General features: G+C 44.1%; 17 protein-coding genes. 9 read left to right on the top strand and 8 right to left on the bottom strand.

Annotated features, from left to right (window positions below; genetic code table 11):
• Positions 1-24 precede the first annotated feature (24 nt).
• The 4 genes from WC615_RS02330 (at position 25) to WC615_RS02315 (ending at position 2338) form a co-directional block, all read left to right on the top strand.
• Entirely contained in the window at positions 25-639 is a 615-nt protein-coding gene (locus WC615_RS02330) for an HmuY family protein (RefSeq protein ID WP_372976534.1), read from the top strand.
• 102 nt (positions 640-741) lie between these two features.
• Complete coding sequence (locus WC615_RS02325) at positions 742-1068, top strand: DUF6686 family protein (protein WP_372976533.1); 327 nt, start codon at positions 742-744, stop codon at positions 1066-1068.
• A gap of 66 nt (positions 1069-1134) precedes the next feature.
• Entirely contained in the window at positions 1135-1311 is a 177-nt protein-coding gene (locus WC615_RS02320; RefSeq protein WP_372976532.1) for a hypothetical protein, read from the top strand.
• A 304-nt stretch (positions 1312-1615) separates the two neighbouring features.
• Positions 1616-2338, top strand: coding sequence for a TIGR00297 family protein (locus WC615_RS02315; protein WP_372976531.1), 723 nt, complete (start codon positions 1616-1618; stop codon positions 2336-2338).
• On the opposite strand, the gene WC615_RS02310 is transcribed toward WC615_RS02315, so the two are convergent.
• The 4 genes from WC615_RS02310 to WC615_RS02295 all read right to left on the bottom strand — a co-directional run bounded on the left by WC615_RS02310 (position 2330) and on the right by WC615_RS02295 (position 5640).
• Entirely contained in the window at positions 2330-3586 is a 1257-nt protein-coding gene (locus WC615_RS02310; protein WP_372976530.1) for an aspartate kinase, read from the bottom strand. The two genes, WC615_RS02315 and WC615_RS02310, sit on opposite strands and share 9 nt — an antisense overlap.
• A complete protein-coding gene (locus tag WC615_RS02305; protein ID WP_372976529.1) occupies positions 3573-4391 on the bottom strand; it encodes a DUF3298 domain-containing protein in 819 nt (272 codons plus the stop codon). The genes WC615_RS02310 and WC615_RS02305 overlap by 14 nt, the downstream gene beginning before the upstream one ends.
• Positions 4392-4393: 2 nt before the next feature.
• On the bottom strand, positions 4394-4870 hold the full coding sequence (locus tag WC615_RS02300; protein ID WP_372976528.1) for an N-acetyltransferase family protein: 477 nt from the start codon (positions 4868-4870) through the stop codon (positions 4394-4396).
• Positions 4871-4950: 80 nt separating this feature from the next.
• On the bottom strand, positions 4951-5640 hold the full coding sequence (locus WC615_RS02295; RefSeq protein WP_372976527.1) for a YggS family pyridoxal phosphate-dependent enzyme: 690 nt from the start codon (positions 5638-5640) through the stop codon (positions 4951-4953).
• A 42-nt stretch (positions 5641-5682) separates the two neighbouring features.
• Here WC615_RS02295 and WC615_RS02290 point away from each other — a divergent pair, with 42 nt between their 5' ends.
• The 3 genes from WC615_RS02290 (at position 5683) to WC615_RS02280 (ending at position 9703) form a co-directional block, all read left to right on the top strand.
• Positions 5683-6141: a DUF4296 domain-containing protein gene (locus WC615_RS02290; RefSeq protein WP_372976526.1), complete on the top strand. Its 459-nt coding sequence runs from the start codon at positions 5683-5685 to the stop codon at positions 6139-6141.
• Positions 6141-8504, top strand: a complete 2364-nt coding sequence (locus WC615_RS02285; protein WP_372976525.1) for an endonuclease MutS2 — start codon at positions 6141-6143, stop codon at positions 8502-8504. The genes WC615_RS02290 and WC615_RS02285 overlap by 1 nt, the downstream gene beginning before the upstream one ends.
• A gap of 131 nt (positions 8505-8635) precedes the next feature.
• Positions 8636-9703 carry a GDSL-type esterase/lipase family protein gene (locus WC615_RS02280; RefSeq protein ID WP_372976524.1) on the top strand — a complete coding sequence of 356 codons (1068 nt, stop codon included), beginning with the start codon at positions 8636-8638 and terminating at the stop codon, positions 9701-9703.
• 194 nt (positions 9704-9897) lie between these two features.
• Here WC615_RS02280 and WC615_RS02275 read toward each other — a convergent pair whose 3' ends face one another.
• Positions 9898-10443: a hypothetical protein gene (locus WC615_RS02275; protein ID WP_372976523.1), complete on the bottom strand. Its 546-nt coding sequence runs from the start codon at positions 10441-10443 to the stop codon at positions 9898-9900.
• Positions 10444-10992: 549 nt separating this feature from the next.
• Between WC615_RS02275 and WC615_RS02270 the strand changes: the two genes are divergently transcribed.
• Positions 10993-11694 carry a CoA transferase subunit A gene (locus tag WC615_RS02270; protein WP_372976522.1) on the top strand — a complete coding sequence of 234 codons (702 nt, stop codon included), beginning with the start codon at positions 10993-10995 and terminating at the stop codon, positions 11692-11694.
• A 120-nt stretch (positions 11695-11814) separates the two neighbouring features.
• The gene (locus WC615_RS02265; protein ID WP_372976521.1) at positions 11815-12471 is read left to right on the top strand and encodes a 3-oxoacid CoA-transferase subunit B; all 657 of its coding nucleotides are present in this window, start codon (positions 11815-11817) and stop codon (positions 12469-12471) included.
• A gap of 296 nt (positions 12472-12767) precedes the next feature.
• On the opposite strand, the gene WC615_RS02260 is transcribed toward WC615_RS02265, so the two are convergent.
• Genes WC615_RS02260 through WC615_RS02250 form a run of 3 tightly spaced genes read right to left on the bottom strand, consistent with a single transcriptional unit; the run spans position 12768 to position 14747 of the window.
• The gene (locus WC615_RS02260; protein WP_372976520.1) at positions 12768-13994 is read right to left on the bottom strand and encodes an RNA polymerase sigma factor; all 1227 of its coding nucleotides are present in this window, start codon (positions 13992-13994) and stop codon (positions 12768-12770) included.
• A 40-nt stretch (positions 13995-14034) separates the two neighbouring features.
• Entirely contained in the window at positions 14035-14379 is a 345-nt protein-coding gene (locus WC615_RS02255) for a YciI family protein (protein WP_372976519.1), read from the bottom strand.
• Positions 14380-14390: 11 nt separating this feature from the next.
• A complete protein-coding gene (locus tag WC615_RS02250; protein ID WP_372976518.1) occupies positions 14391-14747 on the bottom strand; it encodes a YciI family protein in 357 nt (118 codons plus the stop codon).
• Positions 14748-14906 lie beyond the last annotated feature (159 nt).

The following is a 14906-nucleotide window of genomic DNA, read 5'->3' as shown; positions in this document are numbered from 1 at the left end:
TATATACACACTTAACCCAACAACATGAATAAATTTAAAACCCTTGCATTAGTATTATTTAGCAGCACTGCTTTATTGGTAACATCTTGTTCAAAAGACAACGATAACGCACCTGAGCCTGAAAAACCTGTTACCCTTACGGTAAACACCGTTGCCGATTTAGACGGCACAGGCCGTGATGTTTATTACAGCTTAAGCAAAAACGCCGAAGTAACCGGTACCGATATCACCAGCAATAAATGGGACATAAAATTCACCGCGACAAGCATTTTTGTAAATGGTGGTACATCTGGTACAGGCACAACACAGGCACAGGTAGTAAACAACACCTTTGCCGACCTTGCTACAGCACCAACTGATGGTTATAAAACCGATGCTACAGGCGCAAACGCAATTACTGGCTGGTACACTTACACTGCCGAAACTGCACCACAACATGCTATACTACCGGTACCGGGCAAGATCATCGTCATAAAAACAAGCGATGGCAAATATGCCAAACTTGAAATGAAAAGCTACTACAAAGGCAACCCGGATACCACCACGCCAACATTTGCCGATTTAGCAACCAGGCCGGCTTCAAGGTTTTACACCTTCAGGTTTGCTTACCAGGCAGATGGCAGCACAACATTAAAATAGCCCTAGAAATGAATAATTAAAGATAATAAGTCCTGTGTTTGCCTGCGGTATTTTAGAGCGTTTGCCGCGGGCGAAACAGGCACCAATTAAAACATCACCATTATGTGCGAAACCAGGATACTAACCCAGAAGGGCCAATCGGTAATAAGCCATTGTGCCGATTGCGGAATGATAAATATATGGCACCAAAATTTGATGCTGTGTTTTACGCCCGAACAATTCATGTCTTTCCATCGCTTTACGCAGGAAATGGATTTTGAGGACAGGTGCTTTCCGTTCCCCGATGGATCTGACAGGGTAGTATTGTGTACGCCAAACCGTGATATTAATTTTGTATTCACCGATACCGAATGGGACGACTTTAATGCCTCTATGCTGGAAGCTATGTACCTGATGGAGGTTTATAATACTATTTACCAAAGCAGATAGGCACAGTTGTTGCAAGGATATAACAAAGGCTGCTAAAGCCTATTTATAAACTAAAATACAACTGTTATGAAAACCCAGGATTTTAAAGGCAACACCAGCGCACAAGGTTCATCAACTGCCGACCGCGCTTTTAACGACGCTAAGGAAACACAAAAACAAAAGGGGATAAGCAATGGCGGTGGCCAGCGCTCCGATCAAACATCAAACAGGGACAACACCCGCAAGCACGAAAATCACAAGTAATAATAATTTAGATCAATTACCCAAAACGCCCTTTAGCAAAAGCTAAGGGCGTTTTTATGTAACCAGGCGTCATGATGAGCGATAGCGAAGCATTTAGTAATTTTTCCATAATGCCATTTCGAACGAGGTACGAGGAGAAATCTTGTTCATTATGCAAAGTATGTAATAAGCAGAGTTCGCTACCTGTCATATGAACAAAATTTTTCACTATCGTTTCGAAAGGACAGGCAAATTATTTGAATGTTTAATAGACACACTTCACCAATAGATCCTTCACTATCGCTCAGGATGACAAAAAATTTTTATGTTTGATACCACAATGCCAATACCCCAACTTGTTTTTTTGATCGTCCTGATAGCCGCCAGCTATACCAGTTACAAAACCGGTAAGCTAACCGAGGGCGGGGCAATTACCGGCGGGCTTATTGGCTTATGCATTTACATTGGTACTGGCTATACAGGTATTGCCATGCTGACTGTGTTTTTTGTACTATCTACAGTAGCAACATCCCACAAAAAGCAGGAAAAAAGAAATTCGGGCGAGGGTGCTCATTCCGAAAAACGCGATGCGCGGCAAGTATTGGCCAACGGCGGTTTACCCGCAATATTAGGGATACTGGCAACCGCCATGCCCGATAATACACTACTGGCAACAGTATTTATGGCAGCAGCCTTCGCATCGGCTACCGCAGATACTTTATCATCAGAACTGGGTACGGTTTATGGCAGGCGATTTTATAATATACTTAATTTAAAGCCGGATGAAAAGGGCAGGGATGGCGTCATCAGCCTGGAAGGTACACTTATGGGCATAGCGGGCTCGGCCGCTATTGCGTGCGTTTATTCATTTACGTTCGGCTGGAACGGAACATTCTTCAACATCCTGATAGCCGGCACCATCGGCAACCTGGCCGATTCGGTTTTAGGAGCCACGCCGGAGCGTAAGGGTTATATGAACAATAACGAAGTAAACTTTCTGAATACGTTTACTGCTGTTCTGGCTTCGTGCCTGTTGTTGCTACTTTAATACCACCTGCGCGGTGTTCCTGCTGGTTTGCTTCATTAATATGGTTTTACCGGCTGTTAATTCCATAACTGCTTCATCAGTGTAATGCCTTAACGTAATAAGGGTGAGCTCGTTATTATAGCGCACCTTAAATGTTTGTTTAAGGGCTTGTAATAGTTTCTCAAAGCGGTCGGTGGTGTAATCAATACAGGCGGTAAAGCTCAGGGCTGATGTTTGCATCATATTCATCTTTACGTGGTACCTGGCAAACAAGCCGAAGATCTCGCTCAAATGGCTCTCTGATATAAACGAATAATCGTTAGCGGATATGGATAGCAAAACCTGCTTTTGTTTTATAATGATAACCGGCTTTTCAAACTTGTTGACCGCGTTTTCTTTGATCACTGTACCCGGTGCATCGGGGTGTGTAAACGGTTTAACCAGTAACGGTATATTGGCGTTTTGCAGCGGCTTTATGGTTTTTGGGTGTATAACACTTGCGCCATAGTAAGTCATTTCTATAGCTTCCTGGTAGCTTAGTTCATCAAACTTAATGGTATCGGCAAAAAACTTTGGGTCGGCGTTTAAAATACCGGGCACGTCTTTCCACGTAGTAACAGATTCGGCACCAAGGCAGGCAGCAAAAACAGATGCCGTGTAGTCAGAACCCTCACGGCCAAGGGTAGTGGTAAAGTTCTCTGACGTGCCGCCTAAAAAGCCCTGTGTTACCACAATGCCTTTGTTAAGCATGGCTGGGATATCTTTTTGGATGCTTGCACGGGTTTTGTCCCAATCAACCACGCCTTCACGATAGGTGTTATCGGTATGTATATAGCCGCGAACATCAAGCCACTTGCTGGTGATACCTTTATGGTTAAACCAGGCGTTTACAATGCGGGTAGATACCAGTTCGCCAATGGATACGATCTGGTCGTAAATAAAGTCGTAATCATCATGCGGTTCATCCTCAATAGCCCAGTCTATCTCCACAAAGGTATTGGCTATCTCATCAAAAACAGGGTGGCTTTCGCCGAATAGCTCATGTGCTATCTGGTAATGATAATTTTTTATCTCTTCGAATATCTCATGCAGATCATCTGCACCGTTGAAATAGGCATCGGTCAGTTTTTCGAGCGCGTTGGTGGTTTTGCCCATGGCCGATACCACCACTAAAATTTCATTCCCCGAATAAGTGCTAACCACATTGCCCAGGTTTATAACACCCTGCGCATCCTTAACCGACGCACCGCCGAACTTAAATACCAGCATTTTTATATATGTATTGTGAAGCGACAGACTTTGGCCGCATTAATGTTTTGAGTTGTGAATAGGGGATTATCAATTCTGTTTGCCCCGCGGCATAAGGCTTTATCTCATATTGGTTATAAACAAACCGGATTCCTGCCGGTGTGATAGAATAATTCTCGTTCAGCGCGAATTTATTATCTGTAAAAAAGTAATCGTTCTTCAGCGATGAGGTATCAGTTAGTTTTTCATTCTTACGAAAGATCTTTTCGGCAATTTTGGTTAGTTGAGGTTTATAACCATCCACTAAAATGTCATCAAGCGTCACATTTTTATTGGTTTTGGTATCCCAGTTAATAAAACCTGTAAAACTGCCGCCATGCGCACCACCCTGGTATGAATAGCCGCCATATTCCAAAGCCAGCAAAGCCGAATCCTGGCGTATCACTTTGACGTAGCTCTCAAGCGTATAAAACATTGCCGAACGCGGATCATCCTTTTTGGCATCGGCGTACGATTTTAAAAAATTAGTGGCCAGGCTATTGAGTCCGGTATCCGGCTTTTCGCCCAACATAAATATGTTAAGCAGCTTGTGTTTTATGGTATCGTTTAAAACACCCTGCCCTTTAAAAAGCGGATACTTGATATTTACCACCGTACAGGTACTATCAGGTTTACTGCCACAATCGGCAGCACGCTCATGTATGGCCTGGTAGGTGTAAGTAAGTGTATCCGTAAAAATAGCAGCCGGTACTTGTTTTGCCGGAGTTCCCCACTGGCACGAGCTTAAGCCCAGTACCGCTAAAAACAGTAATGATGTTACCTTCATAGTTATAAGTTAGCTATCTGTTCTTTTGATAAAGATGCGTTTAACCAGCCGGCCTCAATATTGGCCCCGTATTTTTTGTAAAAGTTGATAGCCGGCTCGTTCCAGTCAAGCACCTGCCAAACCATACCGCTAAAACCAAGTTCGCGGGTTTCCTGAAACAACCTGTCGAACAACAGCTTACCAATGCCTTTACCACGGTATTCTTCGGTCACTATCAGGTCTTCCAGATACAACCTGCTGCCTTTCCAGGTAGAATAACGTACGTAGTACAAAGCAAATGCCACTACCTTGCCATCAGCCTCAACTACAAAAGCTTTCCAAACGGGGTTATTGCCAAAGCCTGCATCCTCAAACTCTTCGAGGGTAACGGTCACCTCTTCGGGTGCGCGTTCAAACAAAGCCAGTTCATGTACAAGCTCAAGCAGCCGCGGGCAGTCTTGTTTTTCGGCAATACGGATGTTAAAGTTATTATTTGTCATTGAGTCATTAGGTCATTGAGCCATTAAGCCCAATGTGATTTTATTTTTAACTACTCACCACTCACTTAATCAACCACTCACTAATTATTTTTATAGTGTTTAATTACCCTGCCGCCAAATATGGTACTACCCAGGCGTACCATGTTGCTGCCCTGTTCAATAGCCAGTTTGTAATCTGACGACATCCCCATCGATAGGGTATCGAAAGAATCTTCCTTGCGGAAAAAGCTCAGTTTTATACCATCAAAAAAGGTTTTCAGTTCGTAATATTCTTCTTTTATCTGTTTCTCGCTATCGGTATTGGTGGCTATACCCATCAACCCGCGGATGCGGATATTTTTTAATGCGGCGTATTCTTCGCTTCGCAAAAGCTCAATAGCTTCGTCAAAACCTAAACCAAACTTGGTTTCTTCGTCGGCAATGTAAATTTGTAGCAGGCAATCAATAACACGTTTGCTTTTTTCGGCATGCTTGTTTATCTCCTGCAAAAGCTTTATGCTATCTACAGATTGTATCATGCTGACGAAAGGGGCAATGTATTTAACTTTATTGGTTTGCAGGTGGCCAATCAGGTGCCACTCAATATCTTTAGGTAGCTGCTCGTGCTTTTCAACCAGTTCCTGTACTATGTTTTCACCAAATAAACGCTGCCCGGCATCGTACGCCTCTTGCAGGTCGGCCGCTGGTTTTGTTTTTGAAACAGCCAGCAGGGTAACATTTATTTCGTTAGTTTCTTTTTTTAAGCTTTTAATATTATCCGCTATGCTCATTTATCGTAATTTTGCGTTATATAAACGCCGCTAAATTACAGAATGCAAAAATATATAAGCTTGTTTTTTTCAGTATTGCTTTTTTTAACCGCCTGCCAAAGCGAGGACCGGCCAAAGGGTGTACTGAACGAGAAGGATATGATAAGCCTGCTGCTTGATATACATCTAACCGATGGGTCGGTATACCAGGTACCGCAAGTGCCTGACAGCCTGTACAAATACTCGAGCCAAAAATATGTTGCCCTGTTTAAAAGGCACCACACAACCGACGCGGTTTATAAAACAAGCCTTAAATATTACAGTACACAACCGGAAAAGATACAAGACATATACAGTAAGATTGAGGCTATTATAAAGGCTAAAGTTGATTCATTGAATAAAGTAACCGCTGCCGAGGCTGCTAAAGCCAAGCCCGCGCCGGCAGGCCCAACGCCTGTACCTACACCCAAATCATCAAATCCTAATCCATCATCAAAACCGGTTTTAAAGGAAATTAAATAATGTTATACCCCCAAAACAGTGCTGATAAGCTTGGGTTTACAGAGATAAAAGAACTGATAAAAGCACATTGCCTGAGTATTATGGGCCAGGAAATGGTTGATAAGATCCAGGTAATGAGCAATTACGACCTGATCAACAAGTTTCTGAACCAGGCAAACGAGTTTAAGAACATCCTGCAAAACGATGATGCCCTGCCTATCAATAATTTTTACGATATAAAAACGCTGGCCAATAAGGTCCGCATTGAAGGTTCTTTTTTATCCGAAGAGGAGTTTTTTCGTGTACAGGCATCGCTAACTACGGTTTTCGCGGTTATTGCTTATTTTAACGAGCGCGAAGGGGTATATCCCAATCTCGAAGCCTTGTTTGAGCACCTGCCCATTGAGAAAGCCATCATCAAAAAAATAGACCAGGTTATTGACCCGAAAGGGAAAATAAGGCCAAATGCATCGCGCGAGCTATTGGATATTACCACCGGTATTGCCAAAGCCGAGCAGGAAGCCCGTAAAAAAATAGACCAGATCTTTAAAACTGCCACCGGCAACGGGTGGACGGCCGACGGCTCATTAACCGTGCGTGACGGACGCATTTGTATCCCTTTACTGGCCGAGAACAAGCGCAAGTTAAAAGGTTTTATACATGATGAATCGGCATCGGGCCAAACGGTTTATATGGAGCCGGAGGAGGTGTTTTCGCTGAATAACCGCATCCGCGACCTGGAGTTTGACCGCCGCCGCGAGATCATCAAAATACTAACCGCCTTAACAGACGAGTTGCGCCCTTATGTGCCCATCCTGCTATCGTATCACGGTTTGCTTACCAAGCTCGATTTTGTGCGTGCCAAGGCTTTGTTTGCCATTGATATTGAAGCCGAAATGCCAAAGCTGGTGAACGAGGCAAGGTTAAAACTATACAACGCCCGCCACCCGCTGTTACTGCTTAATTTTAAAAAAGAGCATAAAGCAGTTGTACCGCTTAATGTGGCTATAGATGAAGGCACACGCGTTATTGTGGTTTCGGGGCCGAATGCGGGCGGTAAATCTGTTTGCATGAAAACCGTTGGCCTGCTGCAAATGATGGTACAGGCGGGCTTATTGATACCTGCAAGTGCCGATAGCGTGGCAGGCGTGTTTAAGCAGCTTTTTGTTGATATTGGTGATGACCAGTCGATAGAAAGCGATTTGAGTACCTACAGCGCGCACCTGTCAAAAATGAAGAAGTTTGTAGAGGATGCAAACGGCAAAACGCTGATACTGATAGATGAGTTTGGTACCGGTACCGACCCGCAGTTTGGCGGCCCTATTGCCGAAGCCGTATTGGAAGCTTTGAACCATAAAAAGGTGAGGGGCATGGTTACCACCCACTATTCTAACTTAAAGATCTTCGCCAGCAATACCGAAGGCATAGAGAACGCTTCGATGCTGTTTAACAATACCGAAATGCTGCCCATGTATATGCTGGAAGTAGGCAAACCGGGCAGTTCATACGCCTTTGAGATAGCGCAGAAAATAGGCCTGCCGCAAAATGTACTAAACCTGGCCAAAAACAAAATAAGCAGCGGCCAAAAAAAGGTGGATAGCTTGCTGGTTGACCTGGAACGCGAGAAGAAAGAGATCTTCGATACCAAACAAAAGCTGGATAAACAGCAGCGCCGTGTGGATAGCCTGCTGGCCGAAAACGAAGAACTGAAAAGCTTTTTGGATGAAAACCGCAAAAGCCTGCTGAAAGAAGCAAAACAGGAAGCCAAGAACATCATCCTGAATGCTAACAAACTGGTTGAAAACACCATTGCCGAAATAAAAATCAGTAATGCCGATAAGGAGGTTACCCGCAACCTGCGCGATACCCTGAACGTAGAGTTAAAAAGAAATACGGTTAAAGCCGAAGCCCCAAAAGTTACCGCCAATACCGACGAAGAACTGAAACCCGGCGATTGGGTAAAATTGATTGATGGCGATACCACCGGGCAGATCATAGAATTGATAAAGGATAACGTAGTGATTGCCATGGGCGAACTGCGTACTGTTGTTAAGCGCAAGCGTTTAGAGAAAGTTACCAAAGCCGCAGTGCCGAAAGAGCTGCGCAAATCAATGACCAACCATACCAGCGATATAGCCAGTTTTAGCCCCGAGATTGATGTAAGAGGTATGCGTACCGAGGATGCTTTGTTTGCGATTGAAAAACTGTTTGACCGCGCTTTGATGATGGGTTTTGGCAACCTGAAGATATTGCATGGTAAAGGGGATGGCATTTTAAGAAAGATGATACGCCAATACCTTAAAAAGTACGACCAGGTTGACCGCATGGAAGATGAGCACCCCGACAGGGGCGGTGACGGGATTACTTATGTATATTTTAAATAAGAGTAAGGTATAAAGCGCGTAGGGATTGCGATTCCTTCCCAACGGGAGGGTGCAGAGAGGGGTTTAGCAAAGCGATACAGCGTTGAACCCCTCCCTGGGGGGATTGAAAACACATTAAATATATTAACAACATGAAACGTTTTGCATTTTTTCTGTTCTTAGCACTTGCCACGCTCACCAGCCAGGCGCAAACCATTATCAATTTTGATAACCAGAACATCAAATTTATGGGCCGCATTGCGCTTTCAGACAGCGCGGCGCAGCTCACCTGGACGGCTTCATCCGTATTGATAAACTTTGAAGGCACCGCTGCTAAGGCTACTTTAAAAGATAATACAGGGATGGATCGCGTAACCGTGGTGATTGATGGCAAAGTAACCAATACAGCCATCCAGCCTGCTCAAAACCCAACCGAATATACACTGGTAACCGGTTTGCCAAAAGGCAAACACCGCCTGGAATTATTTAAACGTACCGAGTACGATATGGGCACATTATCGTTTTACAGTTTTAATATAGATGGTAAAATATTGCCGCCGCCAAACTTTGCCCATAAAATAGAGTTTTATGGCAATTCTATCACCTGTGGGTATGCTATTGAAGATATTGAGGGTAAAGACAGGGGCACAGCCGAGTTTGAGAACGGGTACAAAAGCTATGCTAATATTACCGCGCGCCATTTTGATGCATACTATCACTCCATATCAAAAAGCGGGATAGGTTTTTTAATAAGCTGGTTTAATTATACCACTCCCGATATTTACGACCGCGTAAGTGCGCACGACTCGACCGCCAAATGGGATTTTAAAAAGTACACACCCGAGCTGGTGATCGTAAACCTTGGCCAGAATGATGCCTGGCTCACCAAAAATAAAGATTACCCGGAGTTTAAAAGGCTGTTTGGCACCACGCCGCCAACACCGGAGTTTATTATAAAGGCGTATCAGAAATTCATCACCTCAGTTAGGGGTAAATATCCAAAAGCCAAAATTATTTGCGCATTAGGCGCTATGGATGCCACCAAAGAAGGCTCGCCATGGCCGGGCTATATTGAAAAAGCTGTAGCCGGTTTACAGGATAAAAATATCTATACACACTTCTTCGCTTATAAAAACACACCCGGCCACCCCAGCGAAAAAGAACAGCAGGCAATGGCCGATGATCTGATAGCATATATTACGAAGACGTTTAAGTGGTAGATCAGCTTGTCATCTGAGCGATAGCGGAGGATCTATTAGCGAACTGTGCATACCACCCTGTCATTTCGAACGAACAATGAGTGGGGCGTGAAAAGAAGTGAGGAGAAATCTTAATACGCCATACATCCAGCACGTCGCTCGTATAAGATTTCTCCTCGTACCTCGTTCGAAATGATATTGGTTTTATAAGCTATCTACTCCCCAACCTTTTGCTGATCAGGTACTTCATTTGGCCCCGGGATGTTCACATTATCATCACCATCAGCGGTGCCTTCCTGGTAACTTTGCTGCGATTCGTTCCGGTTGTTATCCGTATCGTTATCATCTTTATTATCATCGGCACCCTCTTTCGCAGGCGCGGCGTTTTCCTCATCAGATTGCCCTGTTGGCACTGCCCCGCTGGCTTCTGTGAAGTTCGACTGTCCTAACTGGATAGGATCCTTAAAGTTGTTGTACTCCGGGTGCTCGTCAGACGGTTCCGTACGCTTGAAATACCTGTTATTATTACCCGCGTTTTGCGATGGGTTATTCTTATCATCGCCGGAAGGGGTGTTGCTGTTTTCGCCAAAGCGTTGTCCGCCTGCCGGGTTGCCCTCCATACCGGGCTCATTACCCGTTTTTTCCTCGCTGCCAAACATAAAAGCGGTACGGCGAAGGTCTTTTTCTTCCAAATTGCTGTCGTCATCTACACGTGTAGCGGTGGGTTTTGGGCCCTGGTTGTTATCGTTGTATGCTGTCATGGTGTTTATAGATTGATGTATATAGATAAAGACTTTTATTATTCAATTGTTTGTATTTTTTAATCTTAGGTTAATAAAACTTTGTTCCATTTCTGTTCCATTTTGAATAAACCGGAACAGGTATTTATGTATAACATCCTATAAAACAGATGTTTAACTTTTAACTATTCTATACTTTTTATTGTCATAAAAGGGCGAAAAGAGGCGAAAAAAAGACTGAAAAGGTCGTTTTTTACCGGTTCTGTTTTTTGTCTCATTTTTTTCAAAAATGAGACAAAAATTAACAAACACAAATAACTGTATTTTAGTGATTTAACTTTAAAATATAAAGTAAAGCTTTAAATATAAGCAGAAAAGGTAAAAATTAATATATTGACTATCAATGTGTTACGTATGTTCCATTTGTCCCGTTTTAAAAATGGAACAGAACACAGAACGGTAACAATAATTGATGTGTTTGAGAAGATTAAAAAATATTATGCTTGCATAGTAATTTTACTGGTAAGCTTCGCTCAAAATGCCTAATTTTACCGCAACCAATTATAAAACATGAATAAAGTTGTGAGCGGCGCCGACGAGGCCATACGCGATATAGAAGACGGCATGACCCTCATGCTGGGCGGTTTTGGCATGTGCGGCCTTCCCGAAAAAACTATCCTTGCGCTTGTTAAAAAAGGGGTGAAGGACCTTACCTGTATCTCTAACAATGCCGGTGTGGATGATTTTGGCATTGGCCTGTTATTGCACCAGCACCAGGTTAAAAAGATGATCTCATCGTACGTTGGCGAAAACGCGGAGTTTGAACGCCAGCTGCTTAGCGGCGAACTGGAGGTGGAGCTGATTCCGCAAGGGACATTGGCTACCCGCTGTATGGCAGCAGGCTACGGTATGCCCGCTATTTTTACCCCGGCAGGCATTGGTACCGAAGTTGCCATTGGCAAAGAAGTACGCAATTTTAACGGTAAGGATTACCTGATGGAAATGGCTTTTGATGCCGATTTTGCCATTGTAAAAGCCTGGAAGGGTGATAGGCTGGGTAACCTGGTGTACCGCTCTACCGCCCGTAATTTTAACCCTGTTATGGCTATGGCCGGCAAGGTTACCATTGCCGAAGTAGAAGAACTGGTAGAACCCGGCGAGCTTGATCCGGATAACGTTCATACCCCCGGCATTTATGTGCACCGCATTTTCCAGGGAGAGAATTACGAGAAGCGAATAGAGCAAAGAACGGTTAGGAAGAAGAATATTTAATAATGCCCATCAACCCCACGCGTCATTGCGAAGTACGAAGCAATCTCCCGATAGACTTATCGGCTATGCAATGTTCTGAGAGTGCTTCGTACCTCGCAATGACGGGTTAAATGAAAAAATATGTTAGATAAAGAAGGCATCGCAAAACGAATTGCCAAAGAAGTTAAAGACGGTTACTATGTAAACCTGGGTATTGGTATCCCAACACTGGTAGCCAATTATATACCCGATGATGTAGACGTGATACTGCAATCAGAGAACGGCCTTTTAGGCATGGGCCCTTTCCCGTTTGAAGGGGAGGAGGACCCGGATACCATTAACGCCGGTAAGCAAACCATCACCAAACTGGCCGGCTCGGCGGTATTTGATTCGGCCATGAGCTTCGGGATGATCCGCGCTAAAAAGGTAAACCTCACCATTCTTGGCGCTATGGAAGTATCCGAGAACGGCGACATAGCCAACTGGAAGATCCCCGGTAAAATGGTAAAAGGTATGGGCGGCGCTATGGACCTGGTAGCATCTGCCGAAAACATTATTGTAGCCATGCAGCACGTAAACAAAGCCGGCGAATCAAAGCTGTTGCCCAATTGCACGTTACCGCTAACAGGCATCAAATGTGTTAAAAAAATAGTGACCGAACTGGCCGTGCTTGATGTGTTGCCCGAAGGTGGTTTTAAACTGCTTGAACGTGCGCCAGGTGTTACTGTTGAAGAGATTAAAGCTGCAACTGCCGGTAAGCTGATCATTGAGGGCGAGATCCCGGAAATGGTGATATAATGACAGTGTAGGCAATGCGATTCTTCCCTCGGGAACTACCGTATATCGAAATCTTTTTTAAAACCCCATTGGGGTTTAAGGTCGGTAGAAAAATGCAAACAGATAGTCCGCTCCGTAGGTGCGGAACCTGGTCAATCTCCACAATGTGCTATAAAAATTCGTTATGTGTTGCACCTACGGAGCAATACGATCGGGAAACTATTTTCTACCGACCTGCTGCACCTACGGCGCAGTGCCCAACGGAATACCAAAACATGTAGGTAAACGAGTAGCTCCCGTGGGGAGGGAGTTATGCTTTACAGCGCCTCTATCTTCGCGTAGATCGTTTTTTTATCCGTATCTGTTTTGGCCAGGTGCAGGGCGTTCAAGAAATGTTCTTTGGTTTTCAGCGTGTCGGTGCCTTTATACAATTCGCCAAGCAGCGTGTGGTAAAAGGGGTTATTAGTTAGGTTCAGTTTTTCGGCTTCGATAATAGCTGCTTCATTACCTTTAACTTTTGCCAACGCATAGGTGCGGTTTAATGCCGCAACCGGTGAATATTCAATCGATAGTAAATGGTTATACAAATGCAGGATATTCTCCCATTTTTCAGGCGTATCGGCTTTAATAGTATGCCAGTAAGCTATGCTGGCTTCCAGGTGATATTTTGACAGGTAGCTACCTTGCGCGGCGATACCTAAATGCATAGCGCCTATTGTTATCAGTTGCTGATCCCACAGATTTTCGTCCTGGTAGTCGTATAGCACAACCTCACCATTTTTATCCTTCCTTGCCGCAAAGCGGGATGCCTGGAAACACATCAAGGCAAACAGCGCGTTCACTTCAGGCTTGTTGGTTAAAGGGTAATCAATCAGCATTTTTGTTAGCCGTATGGCTTCATCGCACAAATCCTTACGCAATATTTCATTTTCAGTCTCGGAGTAATAGCCCTCGCTAAACAGTAGATAAAGCGTGGTAAGCACATTTTGCAGGCGAGAATTAAGCTCACTTTCGGCCGGGAACTCCATTTTGATATGCTCAGTCCGCAATTTCTCCTTCGCCCTGAACAGCCTTTTGTTGATGGTTTCCTTATTGCTTAAAAAGGCATGGGCTATTTCATCAATTCCGAAACCGCACAGGATACGCAAGGCAAGGCCTATCTGTGCCTCGGGTGGGATAGAGGGGTGGCATACCGCAAAAAGCATTTGCAGCTGGCTATCACTTATGTTCCTGTCGGTCAGGTCTATTTCCATCACATCTTCGGTAGGGTGTTCGGCTTGTATGGCCGGGCTTATTTTTTTATTAAAAAGCTGATTACGTGCAAGGCTGTTTTTTGCTTTGTTTTTGGCTACGGTGTATAGCCAGGCCTGCGGGTTTTCGGGTATGCCTTTATAGGGCCAGATATCTAAAGCAGCCAAAAAGGTTTCGCTGGTAATATCCTCGGCAATGTTTATATTCTCAAAACCAAATAGTTTACACAGTACAGCCGTAATACGGCCAAATTCCGTTCTGAATAAATGCGGTATTAGTTCCTGCTGCTGCATATTAAAATGGCCCTTCCGTATAGCAGGGCCGTATCGTTGTTTACATAGGGGTGATTTCCCTGATCTCTATTTTACCGTTTAACTCAAACACCAGCGAGTTTTTCGTAAGCGCCACCGCGTCTTCATAAGATCCGGCTCTGATTATCGAATAGCCACCAATAAACTCTTTTATCTCGGTATAGGGGCCATTGGTCACTACATCGCCTGTGCCGCTAACAACTTTGCCTGTAGGTGCTAAACGGTTACCACGGTCAACAAGGCTATCATTTGCTGCTATGCCGCTTACCCAATCTATATAGCGTTTGGTCATGGCTTGCCTTTCTTCGTCCGATAGGGTAGCCAAACGGCTATAATCTGCCCTGAATATTAACAAAAAGTCTTTCATGATATTATTCTTTAGTGTGTGTTATCGTTCTTAGCTATTTTTCTCACTTCAACCGTATTGCCTTCGCCTTGCAGCACGGGGCAGCCCTTAGCAAATTCAGCGGCCTCATCTGCCGATTCGGCCCTTACAATGATAAAACCGCCGATGGTTTCCTTGATATCGCCAAAAGGCCCGTTGGTTACTACTTTGCTATGGCTTACCACCTTAGCATCGTCAAAAGGCAGGCCTGTGCCGCTTACAAATTTGTTCTGGGCTGCAATGCCACCTATCCAGTCCATGGTTTGTTTCATCCATGCCTGCATCTGCTCGGGCGATGCCACTTTGGTACCGTCCTGGTGCCTCATAATTAATGCATACTCGTTCATCATATTAAATTTTAATTTATTGAAGTATTGTTTTATACCCCAATAACAATTGAGTTTTTACGGATTGGACAATAGTTATAAACTTTTATTTGCCTCTTAATTTTACACTCGTATTAAGTACAATATAGGCATATCGCTTTACAACCTTAAAACAATATCCCT

It is taken from the genome of Mucilaginibacter sp. (assembly GCF_041663085.1).
Classification (GTDB): domain Bacteria; phylum Bacteroidota; class Bacteroidia; order Sphingobacteriales; family Sphingobacteriaceae; genus Mucilaginibacter.
The sequence above is the reverse complement of the archived record's forward strand: the minus strand, read 5'-3'. Positions and strand labels throughout refer to the sequence as shown.